This window comes from Planococcus beigongshangi (genome assembly GCF_016820495.1).
GTDB classification, from domain to species: domain Bacteria; phylum Bacillota; class Bacilli; order Bacillales_A; family Planococcaceae; genus Planococcus; species Planococcus beigongshangi.
On record NZ_JADHDU010000003.1, the window covers coordinates 251074 to 263866 of the forward strand.

The 12793-nt window shown below is 46.6% G+C and carries 19 protein-coding genes; 15 read left to right on the forward strand and 4 right to left on the reverse strand.

Features of this window, described 5'->3' with window-relative positions:
• Genes IQ294_RS08420 through IQ294_RS08435 form a run of 4 tightly spaced genes read left to right on the forward strand, consistent with a single transcriptional unit; the run spans position 1 to position 2160 of the window.
• Positions 1 to 579 (forward strand): histidine phosphatase family protein, encoded by a 579-nt coding sequence (locus IQ294_RS08420; RefSeq protein ID WP_203333589.1) that lies wholly within the window; start codon positions 1 to 3, stop codon positions 577 to 579.
• Positions 580 to 609: 30 nt separating this feature from the next.
• A complete protein-coding gene (locus IQ294_RS08425; protein ID WP_203333590.1) occupies positions 610 to 1680 on the forward strand; it encodes a tetratricopeptide repeat protein in 1071 nt (356 codons plus the stop codon).
• Positions 1681 to 1731: 51 nt separating this feature from the next.
• On the forward strand, positions 1732 to 1872 hold the full coding sequence (locus IQ294_RS08430; RefSeq protein WP_203333591.1) for a hypothetical protein: 141 nt from the start codon (positions 1732 to 1734) through the stop codon (positions 1870 to 1872).
• A gap of 21 nt (positions 1873 to 1893) precedes the next feature.
• Positions 1894 to 2160 (forward strand): hypothetical protein, encoded by a 267-nt coding sequence (locus tag IQ294_RS08435; RefSeq protein ID WP_203333592.1) that lies wholly within the window; start codon positions 1894 to 1896, stop codon positions 2158 to 2160.
• 20 nt (positions 2161 to 2180) lie between these two features.
• On the opposite strand, the gene IQ294_RS08440 is transcribed toward IQ294_RS08435, so the two are convergent.
• Positions 2181 to 2618, reverse strand: a complete 438-nt coding sequence (locus IQ294_RS08440) for a hypothetical protein (protein WP_203333593.1) — start codon at positions 2616 to 2618, stop codon at positions 2181 to 2183.
• 116 nt (positions 2619 to 2734) lie between these two features.
• Here IQ294_RS08440 and IQ294_RS08445 point away from each other — a divergent pair, with 116 nt between their 5' ends.
• From IQ294_RS08445 to IQ294_RS08465, 5 genes are all read left to right on the forward strand, one after another.
• Positions 2735 to 2941: a hypothetical protein gene (locus IQ294_RS08445; protein WP_238942719.1), complete on the forward strand. Its 207-nt coding sequence runs from the start codon at positions 2735 to 2737 to the stop codon at positions 2939 to 2941.
• Between the two features lie 192 nt (positions 2942 to 3133).
• Positions 3134 to 3742, forward strand: a complete 609-nt coding sequence (locus IQ294_RS08450) for a bifunctional transcriptional activator/DNA repair enzyme AdaA (RefSeq protein WP_203333595.1) — start codon at positions 3134 to 3136, stop codon at positions 3740 to 3742.
• Positions 3693 to 4601 (forward strand): DNA-3-methyladenine glycosylase family protein, encoded by a 909-nt coding sequence (locus IQ294_RS08455; protein WP_203333596.1) that lies wholly within the window; start codon positions 3693 to 3695, stop codon positions 4599 to 4601. The genes IQ294_RS08450 and IQ294_RS08455 overlap by 50 nt, the downstream gene beginning before the upstream one ends.
• Positions 4594 to 5082, forward strand: coding sequence for a methylated-DNA--[protein]-cysteine S-methyltransferase (locus IQ294_RS08460; protein ID WP_203333597.1), 489 nt, complete (start codon positions 4594 to 4596; stop codon positions 5080 to 5082). The genes IQ294_RS08455 and IQ294_RS08460 overlap by 8 nt, the downstream gene beginning before the upstream one ends.
• 176 nt (positions 5083 to 5258) lie before the next feature.
• Positions 5259 to 5819, forward strand: coding sequence for a DNA-3-methyladenine glycosylase I (locus IQ294_RS08465; RefSeq protein WP_203333598.1), 561 nt, complete (start codon positions 5259 to 5261; stop codon positions 5817 to 5819).
• 28 nt (positions 5820 to 5847) lie between these two features.
• Here IQ294_RS08465 and IQ294_RS08470 read toward each other — a convergent pair whose 3' ends face one another.
• Positions 5848 to 6237, reverse strand: coding sequence for a hypothetical protein (locus IQ294_RS08470; RefSeq protein ID WP_203333599.1), 390 nt, complete (start codon positions 6235 to 6237; stop codon positions 5848 to 5850).
• A 341-nt stretch (positions 6238 to 6578) separates the two neighbouring features.
• Between IQ294_RS08470 and IQ294_RS08475 the strand changes: the two genes are divergently transcribed.
• The 3 genes from IQ294_RS08475 to IQ294_RS08485 all read left to right on the forward strand — a co-directional run bounded on the left by IQ294_RS08475 (position 6579) and on the right by IQ294_RS08485 (position 8677).
• Positions 6579 to 6803 (forward strand): hypothetical protein, encoded by a 225-nt coding sequence (locus IQ294_RS08475; protein ID WP_203333600.1) that lies wholly within the window; start codon positions 6579 to 6581, stop codon positions 6801 to 6803.
• Positions 6804 to 6826: 23 nt separating this feature from the next.
• Positions 6827 to 7531 carry a class I SAM-dependent methyltransferase gene (locus IQ294_RS08480; RefSeq protein ID WP_203333601.1) on the forward strand — a complete coding sequence of 235 codons (705 nt, stop codon included), beginning with the start codon at positions 6827 to 6829 and terminating at the stop codon, positions 7529 to 7531.
• A gap of 321 nt (positions 7532 to 7852) precedes the next feature.
• A complete protein-coding gene (locus tag IQ294_RS08485) occupies positions 7853 to 8677 on the forward strand; it encodes an MBL fold metallo-hydrolase (protein ID WP_203333602.1) in 825 nt (274 codons plus the stop codon).
• 86 nt (positions 8678 to 8763) lie between these two features.
• Here IQ294_RS08485 and IQ294_RS08490 read toward each other — a convergent pair whose 3' ends face one another.
• Positions 8764 to 9309 carry a hypothetical protein gene (locus IQ294_RS08490; RefSeq protein ID WP_203333603.1) on the reverse strand — a complete coding sequence of 182 codons (546 nt, stop codon included), beginning with the start codon at positions 9307 to 9309 and terminating at the stop codon, positions 8764 to 8766.
• A gap of 19 nt (positions 9310 to 9328) precedes the next feature.
• Positions 9329 to 9772 carry a hypothetical protein gene (locus IQ294_RS08495; protein ID WP_203333604.1) on the reverse strand — a complete coding sequence of 148 codons (444 nt, stop codon included), beginning with the start codon at positions 9770 to 9772 and terminating at the stop codon, positions 9329 to 9331.
• 144 nt (positions 9773 to 9916) lie between these two features.
• On the opposite strand from IQ294_RS08495, the gene IQ294_RS08500 reads away from it, so the two are divergent.
• The 3 genes from IQ294_RS08500 (at position 9917) to IQ294_RS08510 (ending at position 12777) form a co-directional block, all read left to right on the forward strand.
• Positions 9917 to 10357, forward strand: coding sequence for an NUDIX hydrolase (locus IQ294_RS08500; RefSeq protein ID WP_203333605.1), 441 nt, complete (start codon positions 9917 to 9919; stop codon positions 10355 to 10357).
• A gap of 439 nt (positions 10358 to 10796) precedes the next feature.
• Positions 10797 to 11300, forward strand: a complete 504-nt coding sequence (locus IQ294_RS08505) for a PH domain-containing protein (RefSeq protein ID WP_203333606.1) — start codon at positions 10797 to 10799, stop codon at positions 11298 to 11300.
• Positions 11293 to 12777 carry a PH domain-containing protein gene (locus IQ294_RS08510; RefSeq protein ID WP_203333607.1) on the forward strand — a complete coding sequence of 495 codons (1485 nt, stop codon included), beginning with the start codon at positions 11293 to 11295 and terminating at the stop codon, positions 12775 to 12777. The genes IQ294_RS08505 and IQ294_RS08510 overlap by 8 nt, the downstream gene beginning before the upstream one ends.
• Positions 12778 to 12793 lie beyond the last annotated feature (16 nt).

Genomic DNA, 12793 nt, shown 5'->3' on the forward strand with positions numbered 1-12793 from the left:
GTGGAATTGACTTTTATTCGACATGGTCAAGGGGAGCACACAATGAATCTGCCTGATAGTCTCCAAATGAATAGTCCTGCGTTGACTCACAAAGGAAGAATTCAGGCGAAAAGACTGAATCCTGAAATCCCTATAACTTCAAAAGACGCTCTAATCGCCAGCCCAACCTTAAGAACGTTGCAGACTGCTGCAATTTGGAGTGAGAATATGGATTGCCGTAAATTTGTATCTCCTTTGGCAGGGCCGCGCATTTTTCCGTACCGGCTGGATGCTGCGACACTGCCGTGTGATGAGCTGCTTGATTTAAAAAGATTTAAAGAGGAATTTCCGGACTTTATTCCAGTGCCGAGTTTGGCTGTTTCTTTGTGGTCGACGGGCATTAATGTAAAAACGGAAGATGAATTTAATCTGCTGGCTGAAGAGTTTATCGGATTTTGTCGGAGCTTACAATGTGAAAAAATCTATATCGTCACGCATGATGGAACGATTACGTCTTACAGGCAAAAAATTTCAGGACAGCCGCTTACCAGGGCAGATTTTCTGAAAGAGGCGGAATGGGTTCGGTTGATTTTGAAATAGATCTTGGGAAGAGTGAAGGGGTGGAACGATATGGATAAGTTGTTCAGATATGCGTTGGAAAAGCGCCGTAACGGAGACTTTCTGGAATCCAACAGACTTCTCAAAGAACTCCTTTCGCAAAATCCTGATGACGCTTTATTGCATTATGAATGTGCATGGAATCATGAAATTTTGCTGCAGGAAGAGGAAGCGATCCAATTTTACGGACGGGCGATAGAGCTGGGGCTTTCCGGCAAAGAAGGCGTGAATGCTTATGCGCAACTTGGTTCGATGTACAGACTGCATGGTCGGCTGAAAGAATCTGAGGAGATTTTAATGGAAGGGATGATGAAGTTTTGGGAATCCGGGAATTGCAGCGTCCTAAAAACTCTATATGCTTTTACGATGTATAAAATGAAAAAACCAGGCGAGGCCATGCGCTGGATGACGGAGGCTCTTCTGGATTCTGCAGCGGAAGAGGGGATCGTGAACAATCGGCGGATGCTGCAGTATCTCGGCAGCAATTTGGATGTTCCCGATATTATGGAGAAGCTGCGTGATGAGCCACTACCTGAGGCTGGATTTACAAATGACGGGAAGTCCACCGTGGAAAAAGTGGAGGATGTCCTGAAGAGGTTTCACCCGGCGTATTTCCACGGAGGATGGATACCTGACTTTGATCATTATGAACAGCATTTTACAGATCCGGACGCTGACACCCGGCGAGCGGCAATGGCGGCTTTCGCTATTATGATTGGGGCTTGGGAAACCTATAGCGCTTTCCCTTTCACGCCTCAGCACGAACGGAAGTATGATGGCGGCTATGATCCCGACGAACCCCATTTCGAGCTGAACGGCTACATTGCAGCTTTCTCTTCCAATTTCCTTGCCATTCAGCGAGAATTTCCGGTTATGACGGCTTATACTGTCGCTGCTTTGTCCGCTGTTGATGAAGAAAGTAAAATTGGTTTGGAACGCAAATTCCCGGAAACGGATGCGGATTTATTCCAGAAACTCCGTGAAGAAATCCTTCTGCCGTATCGGCAATCCAAGGAGAAACTGCCGCCTATTGAAGACTTTCTCGAAGAAATTGGTTGGAATTCGTCTTACAGTGGCTGGTGAATCGCATATTTCCAATGGAATAAAAAATTTATGATTCAGGAGGCGGATAAATTGGACTTTATTCTTGTGGGCTTATTGATTGTTGTCATAGCCATATCTTCAGGCAAAATAGAAAAGAAACTGGATGAGGCAAAAGAGCAAAACGAGCGGATGATTGGAATTCTTGAAGACATTAGAGATAAGAAACAGTAATGGAAATGAGGAGGCACAGCAATGAAACTCATCACCCGATCACTTATCGGAGCCACCGCTCTTTTCGGTATTTATACGGCCGGCACACTTACGTCAGGGTACATCAAAACGAAAAACTACGAACCGGATTTTGAGGCTGCTTGGGAAGATGCAGAAAATTTGCCGAGTGAAGCGGCTTTTGGCCAAGGCCCAGCCCTCGTTTCGTTGGCCGGCTTATTTGGTGGAATGGTGCTTTCGAGTGCGGTATTCCTATCTGTTTACGACAAGATCACACTGGAAAAAGTTTAAAGAATGAATGCGGAATTTCCTCATTCCCCCGACTTGAACATCTTGCCGTTATGCGGGACGACGAGGACCGAAACGGCTTCATCCGAATCCTTGTCACGTCCGCTGAACAAGTAACCTCTGCTTGATTCGAATGGATTCCAGCTCTTTGAAGTATCGAATGGAACCCTTTCGACTTTCACATCAACGAGGCCGTAATCATTTTCGACTTTCGCTTTCGCCTGTTCGTGCGTATATTCAGGCACGGAAAAATAAACGGCGGCGATGACTATAAGAACATACAAAAAGTAAGGACGGTACTTCTTTTCGGGAATGAGCGATTTATAAACCACTACATGCATGACCAGAAAAGTAATGATGAGATGGCCAGGCATGACGTTCATATAGACTTGCGAATCGACGATAAAGAATATGACCAACAAAACGAGTGAGATGATTGCGCCGGGCAGGTAGTCTTTCAAGGGAATTCTCCTTTTCATCAATCCATCATGGATGAGTACATAGTTTTAACTAATATTAGGGAGGGTGGGCATACACGGCTGATCCAGCTGATGTATGGCGAAAAAAGATGAATAAGATGACGAAGTACTATTTTATCGGTTATTTTCTTATGTTCCCCCTGGTTTACATAGTGAGTTCATTTATATGGAGATTTGTCATCAAAAGCTATGATCTGGCTGAAGTACTGACTGACACTCTATCCATTACGGCCATTTACTATGTGCTGATCAGCATTCTTTTTGTCCTATTCGGCAACAAGATACATAAGCGTGAAGCGAGCTAAGGCTGCCGGGCAGGCAGTCTTTTTCATTTGCAGTTAGATGGTATAATAAGTATAGACGAAGTCGGCGGAAAGTTCTGTATATTTTTTATTCGCATCAATCAAGACCGTAAGCGCAAAATCGAGGACGAAGCGGCAACGGTCCAATTGGTAAAATAGAGAGAGAAGAAATCCGCGAGTTGGGAGTGAAGCGTGATGGCAGGCTTTACGTTCGAAGAAATGTGGGAGAAGATCATGGCGTGTGACCAGACATACGACGGATTATTTTATACAGCGGTGAAAACGACGAAGATCTACTGCAGACCGTCGTGCCGGTCACGAAAACCTAAAAAGGTGAATGTGGAATTTTACGCGACGATGGAGGAAGCCGAAAGCAAGGGTTACCGGGCATGTAAAAGGTGCCAGCCGGAAACGGAGCGGACGCCGAATGAGGAAGTCACCCGGCAGGTGATGGCATTTTTGGCAGAGAACCATAAACGGAAGCTGACCCTGGATGAGGTGGCGGCTCATGTTGGACTGAGTCCTTCTTATCTGGACCGCATATTTAAGGAGGAAACTTCGGAGACGCCGCGCGTATTTCTGGAGAAAATCCGTGTCGACAAAGCGGCGCATTTATTGGAACACACGGATTACACGAATCTGGAGATTTGCTTCGAAGCGGGTTTCCAAAGCACATCGCATTTCTATAAAGCGTTCCGGCGGCTGAAAAATCTGTCGCCGAGTGAATACAGGAAAATGATGAAGGAGCTGCTGTATGAAGACGACAACAGACGACAATTGCTTGCGAATTCCTACTCCAGCTGACTTCAATTTTGAAGAATGCCTGATTTTCCTCAACCGCTCGCTTCAGGAAAACCTCCACCGAATAGAAGATGGCCGCATCCGGAAGCTGATCCGCGATGAGGAAGAAATGATTTTATTTGAGATAACGCATTCGCACCGGCATCTGCAACTTGAGTTTCTGAACGGGACGCCTTCTGAAGCGGGGCAGCGGGCAGCCGGCGATTATGTGTGGCAATGGTTTGATCTGAAAACGGACCTGACGCCATTTTATGAACTGGCAGAGCAGGATGCAATTTTGCAGCCGATCGTAAGAAGATATTACGGGCTGCGGATTCTGGGCATGCCTGATTTATTCGAAGCGATGGCCTGGGCGATCATGGGCCAGCAGATTAATCTGACGTTTGCCTATACGCTGAAAAAGCGGCTGGTCGAGAATTTTGGAAGTCCGTTCGTATACGAAGGAGAGGATTACTGGGCGTTTCCTTCCTTTGAGACGATTGCGGCGCTGTCGGTGAGCGATTTGACGTCCCTGCAATTTTCGGGCAGGAAAGCAGAATACCTTATCGGTGTTGCGGGTGAAATGGCTGAAGGCAAGCTGGCCAGGGAACAGTTCATGGAGCGGAATGACACGGAAGCGATTGAAAAAGAGCTTGTGGCTCTCCGCGGCATCGGCCCATGGTCGGCGAATTACGTAATGATGAAATGCCTGGCGATTCCGTCGGCTTTCCCGCTGGCTGACGTCGGCCTGCACAACGCGTTGAAGGTGCAGCTGGGACTGGAACAAAAGCCGACATTCGCGGAAATTGAGCGCTATGCAGAAAACTGGAAAGGGTGGGAAGCCTACGCCACTTTCTATTTATGGAGGAGTTTATATGAGTAACTTGCATCAAGTCGATCTGCAAACGCCGATCGGCATCATCGAAATCATGGGCACAGAAGAGGGAGTCTCCTCGGTTTTATTCACGGAGCGCGAAGAAATAAAACATTGCGTGCAGCCGGATACGCCGCAGGTTTTGAAAGAGTGTATGACGCAGCTGGAGGAATACTTCCGCGGGGAGCGTCTGGAATTCAGCGTTCCAGTCATGTCGAAGGGAACTGAATTCCAGACGAAAGTATGGTCGGCCTTAACAACGGTCGGTTATGCGGAAACGGCATCCTACCGTGACATTGCGGTGAAAGTTGGCAGCGAACGAGCTGTGCGGGCAGTGGGCAATGCGAACAGCAAAAATAAGCTGACGATCATCGTGCCGTGCCACCGGGTGATCGGATCGAGCGGGAAGCTGACGGGCTACGCGGGGACGCTGAGCCGGAAGGAATGGCTGCTGAAGCATGAACAGGAAGTGAGAAGGAAGAGTTTGTAGGGTGTTGGGGCTTTCGGAGAACATTGGAAAGGGGAGAAACTTGAAGGCGGTTTCTTCCCTTTTCCGGTTTGATTGAGATCAAAATCTGTTAAAAGACAAGGTCAAAGGACAGAATGGATGCTTTTCGCAGGCGAAAAGCAAAAAACCAGAAGAAAATGATAGGGGGCGGATCGCAGATGGAGAATTGTTCATGGCCGGGCAGCAGCGAAATGATGCAGGCGTATCACGACGAGGAATGGTGCAGGCCGACGCGGGATGAGCGCTATATTTTTGAGCTGCTGAACCTGGAAGGCGCGCAGGCGGGCTTGTCGTGGAGCATCGTGTTGGCAAAGCGGAAGGCGTACCAGGCAGCTTTTCGCAATTTTGATATCGGCTATTGTGCGGGATTGAGCGACGCGGATTTGGAAAACATTAAAGAAAATTTTGGCGTCATCAAGCATTTCGCCAAGATTAAATCAGTCCGCAGCAATGCGCAGGCGGTATTGGCGATTCAAAAGGAATTCGGCAGTTTCGCCGATTTCCTGTGGAGTTTTGTGGATAACGAACCAATTATAAACGCCTGGGAAGATCAATCGCAGATGCCTGCCGAGTCGCCGTTGTCCGCCAAAATCAGCAAGGAGCTGAAAAAGCGCGGCTTTAAATTCGTCGGACCGGTAACGACCTATTCGTTTCTGCAGGCGATCGGAATTGTCGATGATCATATCCGGACGTGTGCGTTTCATACGTTGAACCGGTGAGACTGGAAATGTGACTTTATATAGTGGGTTACGGCAGGAACTCAAAGAAATAATCTCTTATTTCTTCAGGCGCCTCTTCCACTTTCAGCACCTTTAATCTGTCTGTCCCCGGCGAAGTCATAATCACAAAAGTTTTATCATCATATTCAAACAGTGTGACTTGGCTTACACTATTGGCGGAGTTCTCCAGGCTATTGATGAAATCAAAATCCGCTTCAGTAAAATTGCCTTCGTAGCCATCCAGCATCAACTTTTGTGCGTCATTGAAGTCTTCTGCAAAGGAAATGCCCTGGTATAATTCGAGTGAATCTTTCGGTGTGTGGAATAAAACATAATAGGTGAATCCACCGATTATAAGAAAGCACATCAGCAAAAAAGAAATCCAGCTTTTCACGGTCATTTTCTTTGAGTTCCACATTTAGATATTACCTCATTTCCCAGCATTATTTATATTGCTGTGGCACATAATGGAGTTCTTTCTGAAGATGGTAAAAATTTGAATTTACTTTATTTTACACTAAGTATTCACAATTCCAATGAATTAATAAAGAAAGAGAATCCGCTCATAAATGAGTGGGTTCTTTTTTGTAGATTACTGTTAAGTAGGGACAAATGTTATGGGTGAAATGGTATAATTAGTAAAAGGTAAATGACGGAAATTTCTGCTTTTATTAGTAGAGAGAGAATAAAAACTAATCCTTCACCTGATATTCGTCTTACCGAAAAATAATCATTCATGTGAGAAAAGAGGAATTTACTTTGTCTGATTTAGGTCTATTGGCAAACGGCAGCTGGATAGGAATACTATCCATAATTTTATTGATCTGCGGTATCTATTTCACTTTCACCTTTTTTGAGTATTTGAAAGATGGCGAACAGCGACTGAGAAAACAGGCGAAATTTGCAGCTATCATATGCATAGCAGCGGCTTTGCTGGTGCCTGCGTTCCATCAGCTCTATCTTTATAACGAAATGATGAGATAAAACCGATGAAAGAAGGGCGACATATGAATGAAACAATCCGTAGCCACGACGATTTGCTGAACATGCTCGACTCTCTATTGCGGGAGCCGAGCGGATTTTGGAATGAGTTCTATTCAAACCGGGAGAAAGGTATCCCGTTTTTTGTGAACAAGCCGGATGAAAATCTGGTTGGCTATTTCGAAAAAGGGATTTTCCAGGCTGGAAAAGTTCTGGAGCTGGGAAGCGGCCCGGGAAGGAACGCTATTTACTTTGCCGAAAAGGGATGCGCGGTTGACGCAGTCGACTTGTCGGAAGAATCGATTGCCTGGGCGAGAGAGCGGGCAGAAGAGAGAAATGTTGAAATCAATTTTAGTCATAATAATATTTTTGAAATTGCGATTGAGGAAGGTACATACGATGTGGTCTATGATTCCGGCTGTTTTCACCATATTGCCCCTCACCGGCGGAATAATTATATCGAGCTGGTGGAAAGTGCATTGAAACCGGGCGGGCATTTTGCCATCACATGTTTTGTGGAAGGCGGGGAACTTGGCGGCTCGGATATCACGGACTGGGAAGTTTACCGGCAGCGAAGCCTGAACGGCGGTCTCGGCTTCACTGAAGAAAAGCTGCGCGACATTTTTGGGAGTCTGGAGCCGATCGAGATCAGAAAGATGCGAAAAGCGGAGGCATCGGACGATGTTTTTGGCGTTTCCGGCTTGTGGACGGCATTGTTTAAGAAAAAATGATCTATTTGGAGTTGAGAGAGGAGAAACTCAGATGCGGGTTTCTCTTTTTTATTCGCGTGAAAATTTCTATGAGCGGTTTATGGGGTTCTATGATCACTTTTCGGCAGTCTATGATCACTCAAACGATTCTATGATCATTCAAACGGTTCTATGATCACTTTTCCCGATTCTATGATCACTCAGCCTTTATTCGAATAACAAAGCAGTGACTTCAGTCGCTTGGCTAAGAAACAAGACCTATGGATGAATGCCCGCTGAAAATTCTGGGATACAATATAAAAAAGAATATATACATAGGAATGACAAGAAAGGATGAAAGAAATGAAGAATTTCATCTGCACGACATGCGGCGTTCAAACAGAAAGTTCAGCGACGGAGCCGGAAATGTGCACTATTTGCAATGAAGAGCGGCAGTATGTGAGCCCGGCCGGTCAAAAGTGGACGACGCTGGAAGAGATGGTCCAGTCACAGACCTACAAAAATGAGATCGTACCAGAAGAGGAAGGAATCTTCGCGGTTTCCACTTCGCCGGGATTTGCCATCGGGCAGACCGCGTATCTGGTGCAGGGGAAGAACTTTAATTTATTATGGGACTGCATTACTTATTTAGATCCGAAAGCGATCGGCGAAATCAAGAAGCGCGGCGGCATTGATGCCATTGCGTTGTCGCATCCGCATTATTACTCGACGCAAGTCGAATGGGCCGAAGCGTTTGATGCGAAGATTTATATTCACGAAGATGACCGGCAGTGGGTGACGCGGCCGAGCGACCGGATCGTCTTTTGGTCAGGCGAATCGGTGGAGCTGACGGAAGATATCCGTTTGCACCGCACCGGCGGCCACTTCAAGGGTGCAGCTGTCGCGGAATGGAAAACGGGAAACGATGGCAAAGGGGTATTGTTCACCGGGGATATAATCCGCGTAGTGGCAGACCGCGAGTGGGTGACTTTCATGTACAGCTATCCGAACTTCATTCCTTTGCCGGCATCAACCGTCGAACGGATGGCGGGGCAGCTGGATGCCATTCCGTTCAACCGGATTTACGATGCATTCAACCGTATTGTGAAGGAAGATGCGGGAGCGGCGGTTCAGCGCTCGGCGAAGCGGTACGTTGCTGCGTTGAGTGGGGAGCTTTTTGAGACGTAACCACTTATAGAAGATGACGAAAGGACTTCCATATAAGGGGAAGTCCTTTTCGTTTTTATTCATGGTATCTTCAATTCAAATACTGTTCACACCATGACTCTTTCATTATTGCGAATAAAGACATTGTAGAACCCGAAGAGGAAAATGACATTCAGAGCCAATAAGACACTCATCAGGATTGGGGCTATTCCAGGAATAAAGAAATAGCACAGCCCGGCGAAAGCGAATGTCATCATCATTAATACGACTACCATACTCAGTCTTCTCGCAGGAAACTCAATTTGTAAGCCTTCAATGAGGAAGGAAATAATGACGAAGACCATAAACATCCCTGCAATGGCAAAACCCAGTCCGACTAAAGAGACGATTGCGAGGCGAGAGTCCATGGGTATGGTCAAAGGTGATTTTCCGGAAATATTCAAGAGGAAAAAGAAGATGCTGTGCACCACCATAAAGATGACATAAGGTTGAGCCTTCAATACCTTTTCATACTGACGCCCCAACTCCCGAACTCCCAAAAACAGCAATAGATATCCAATAATATTGGTTAAATAATATACAATGCCGATATCGAGGAACTCAAAATTTGGTTTGAAGAATACAAACAGTAATCCAAATAAAACATTGATCATAATTAGCCTCCTTCATTACTTACTGATCTACAAACCTGCTGTTCCGAATGATGATTCCGGCTATGACGAGGATAATCAGCACTACAGTCGCTATTAAATAGGGACTCGTGAGTATATTCATAATGTGAAAAGGCGCTTTGTTGACATACACAGCCTTCAGCCACTGGCCGTCGACTTCTACAGCAATTGCTTCGGAAGTGGGGGTGCCTGTTATTTCGTAATATTTGGTCCCTATTGGATAATAATTGGAAGCATTCCCGTAATGAGCGCCGGTCATGTCATCGGCCTGCGTTTCGACCTCTCCGATAACTTCTCCAACTTCCTCGTCCTGCAGAAATTCCTCGTCCTTCACTTCATAGACATTCCCGTCCCAGACAACGAAACCGTAAGCCCAGGTCAAGGCCTGTGCTGAAGCAAAACTTGTAAATATTAGCACGAGCGATAACAGAAAGATCTTTTTCATGGGCACCTCTCAGTGGAAATCAATTTTATTTCATCGTAACAGAAAATTCTGGAAATAATAGATGATTTTCCAAATAAAAGCTGAGGGACAGAAATGATATGGTACATTTAATGTAAATAAAAGACAAAGAGTGGGGGATTTATCATGGCATCAACAGAAAAAAGTATTCAAGCGGTTTACACGCCGCCAAAGCATATCGTTTCAGCAGGGACGATTGTGCTGAATGAGCAAGGGGAAATTTTGCTGATCAAAGGTCCGCGCAGAGGCTGGGAAATGCCGGGCGGCCAGGTCGAAGAAGGCGAGTCGCTGAAAGGCGCCGCTGTCCGGGAAACGTTTGAAGAGTCGGGCATCGAGGTGGAAATCGTGAAGTTCTGCGGCATTTTTCAGAATGTGGAGGCGTCCATCTGCAACACGCTGTTCCTGGCGAAGCCGGTTGGCGGCACACCGACAACATCGTCAGAAAGTCTGGAAGTGGGATTCTTCCCGATTGCTGAAGCGCTCGAAATGGTGACGTGGAAAAACTTCCGGGAGCGGATCGAGCTTTGCCTGAATGAAGAGGCACAGCCTTTTCATGTGGAGTTTTGATTTTATTACGTGGAAAATGGAGAGGAAATTGCTGAACGCGCATATCTTTTTTTAATCGCGCATAAAACTTTCTAATCGCGCATAAAAAAATTTAATCGCGCATAAATTCTCCTCACCGCGCATAAAAGATTTTAATCGCACGCAAGCGACAGCTTATCGCACGCAAATGGATTTAATCGCACGCAAGTGACAGCTGATCGCACGCAAACGAAAATAATCGCACGCAAATCGTCTGACCAACCCATTTCCGCCTTTCCCAAAGCCCCAAAACCCAAAAGGAAGCTTTTCGCTGAGCGAAAAGCCTCCCTTTCACCAACCCAAAGCACAAATTCACTTTATTTAGCGACGCCCTATTCCAAATTGACTCATAAAACCGGAAACGTTCTCATTTTCCGAAACCTAACCCGCACACAATCGTATTACAATTGAGGTGAAACAGATGGAATACATATTAAAAGAGCCAGAGAGGCAGATTTCCACTAAAATCATTAAAATCTGGCGCACGACGAATACGATCGGACACGGCTCGTTCCTCTTGGTATTCGGCGCGCTGCTTGCCGCGAGCCACTACTGGGACTGGTATAATTGGGTCAACATCACGCTATACATATTAATTGGCATCACCGTTTTATCGGCGATCTTCAGTATTTTTTTCGAGCCCGTATTTATTCAGCGCACGTGGCGCTATGATGTGGATGAGAATTTTATCCAGCTGAAGCACGGCCGCTGGAATGTGGAACACACGATCATCCCGATGGCGAAAATCGAATACGTCACAACTGACCAGGGTCCGTTTCTGCGGAAAGCCGGTCTTTATTCGCTGAAAATCGGCACGACCGCTTCAAATCACACGATTCCGGCCATTCCGGAGGAAGAAGCGCTGGCGCTGCGGGCGCAGATTGCTTCCTATGCCAATGTGAAGGAAGATGATTCCCTTGGATAAAACGAAAAATGCGAAACGGTATCATCCGGCTTATTTGCTTGTTGAACTTTTTGGATTCCTGCGCAATAGCTTTTTCTTTATATTATTCCTTTTCATCTTGAATTATGACGTAACGGAAGGGTGGGTATACTGGGCGAAATATGTCTTTCTTGTCGCAGCCGCATTTACGATCGGGAAAATCTTCCTGTCGTGGTGGCTGAATACATATGAAATTACCCCTGCATCCATCACGTTGCGTGAGGGTGTATTCGTCAAGAAAGTGCGGACGATTGCGTTCGACCGCGTCCAGAATAAAAAAACGGCGACGACCTTCATCCATAATTGGTTCGGATTGACGTCGTTGACGCTTGAAACGGGGACTGCAAGCGAAGATGCTTCGGTGCGTTTCCCTGTGTTGAAAAGACAGGAAGCGGATGAAATTGTCCGTGTGATTGAAAGCGGAACATCGAATGTACTTCTGACGGCTGTAAGTGAAGACAAAGAAGAGATGGAAATCGAGACGACAGCACCGGTGAAAACAGAACGCCGCGAATATTTCAGGTCGACAAAAAAAGATACGCTGCGCGCCGCTTTCACGTCGCTCAGTTTCCTGGCCATTTTCCCGATTTTGCTGGCGCTGTATTTCCAGATTGATGATTTTTTCTCAATCGAAGATGAAGCGGAAAACGCGGTTTTCTTTTTCGTGGATCACCTTTGGCTGTTGGCACCGCTGTTCATCGCCGCAATTTTGATTTCTTCCGTGATCGGTTATGTGCAGACGACGATTCGCTACGGCAATTACCGGATCGAAGCCGACAGCGACCGGATTTACATTTCCCGGGGAGTCGGGCAGGTTCATACATTTACGATTAAACGGAATAAAGTGCAGGCCATTCAAATTGAACAGCCTCTGTTGAAGCGGGTCTGGGGGATTGTGGAGATTAAGCTGATCAGCGCGGAAGCTCTCAGCGTCGGTGAAGGGCCGGCAACTAATTCGCTCTACCCGTTCATGAAGACGAAAGACGCCTACAGATTATTGAACGAGCTGCTGCCGCAGTACACGGTTCAGGACCAGCTCCAACGTTTGCCGCGCAACACCATTTGGCTGAAAGTGCTCCGCCCGTATTATTTTACGGCCATTGCGCTTGTCGCATTGTGGATTTTCCAGCCTGGAATCTTGTGGGTGGCTGGAATCGTGTTTTTGCTGAGCCTCGGCAGCCGCTTGTTTGAGTATTTTTTCACGCGCTACGCAATCGAAGGCGATTCGATCCAGATCCGGACGGGCGGTTTCACGACGACAACGTTCATCACCCGCCGGGAACGGATCCAGGAAATCAAAGTGAGCCAGTCACGGCTGCAGCGCGCGTTCGGCGTCGGCAGTCTTGGCTTCACGAACCGTGCGAAGCCGATTCACGTCAGCTCAATCCAGGATGTGCCGGATGGACTGCGCCATGATTTTAAGCATTGGTTCGTGCAGCGGAAAGTTAAATTTGAATAAAAATAAGACCGCTCCA

Bases quoted from the DNA above. Each gene is read 5' to 3' on its own strand.
- IQ294_RS08505 (WP_203333606.1), top strand. From the start codon at position 10,797: ATGGAATACATATTAAAAGAGCCAGAGAGGCAGATTTCCACTAAAATC.
- IQ294_RS08445 (WP_238942719.1), top strand. From the start codon at position 2,735: ATGACGAAGTACTATTTTATCGGTTATTTTCTTATGTTCCCCCTGGTT.
- IQ294_RS08470 (WP_203333599.1), bottom strand. From the start codon at position 6,237: ATGTGGAACTCAAAGAAAATGACCGTGAAAAGCTGGATTTCTTTTTTG.
- IQ294_RS08490 (WP_203333603.1), bottom strand. From the start codon at position 9,309: ATGATCAATGTTTTATTTGGATTACTGTTTGTATTCTTCAAACCAAAT.
- IQ294_RS08450 (WP_203333595.1), top strand. From the start codon at position 3,134: ATGGCAGGCTTTACGTTCGAAGAAATGTGGGAGAAGATCATGGCGTGT.
- IQ294_RS08495 (WP_203333604.1), bottom strand. From the start codon at position 9,772: ATGAAAAAGATCTTTCTGTTATCGCTCGTGCTAATATTTACAAGTTTT.
- IQ294_RS08500 (WP_203333605.1), top strand. From the start codon at position 9,917: ATGGCATCAACAGAAAAAAGTATTCAAGCGGTTTACACGCCGCCAAAG.
- IQ294_RS08460 (WP_203333597.1), top strand. From the start codon at position 4,594: ATGAGTAACTTGCATCAAGTCGATCTGCAAACGCCGATCGGCATCATC.
- IQ294_RS08435 (WP_203333592.1), top strand. From the start codon at position 1,894: ATGAAACTCATCACCCGATCACTTATCGGAGCCACCGCTCTTTTCGGT.
- IQ294_RS08480 (WP_203333601.1), top strand. From the start codon at position 6,827: ATGAATGAAACAATCCGTAGCCACGACGATTTGCTGAACATGCTCGAC.
- IQ294_RS08485 (WP_203333602.1), top strand. From the start codon at position 7,853: ATGAAGAATTTCATCTGCACGACATGCGGCGTTCAAACAGAAAGTTCA.
- IQ294_RS08455 (WP_203333596.1), top strand. From the start codon at position 3,693: ATGAAGACGACAACAGACGACAATTGCTTGCGAATTCCTACTCCAGCT.
- IQ294_RS08465 (WP_203333598.1), top strand. From the start codon at position 5,259: ATGGAGAATTGTTCATGGCCGGGCAGCAGCGAAATGATGCAGGCGTAT.
- IQ294_RS08425 (WP_203333590.1), top strand. From the start codon at position 610: ATGGATAAGTTGTTCAGATATGCGTTGGAAAAGCGCCGTAACGGAGAC.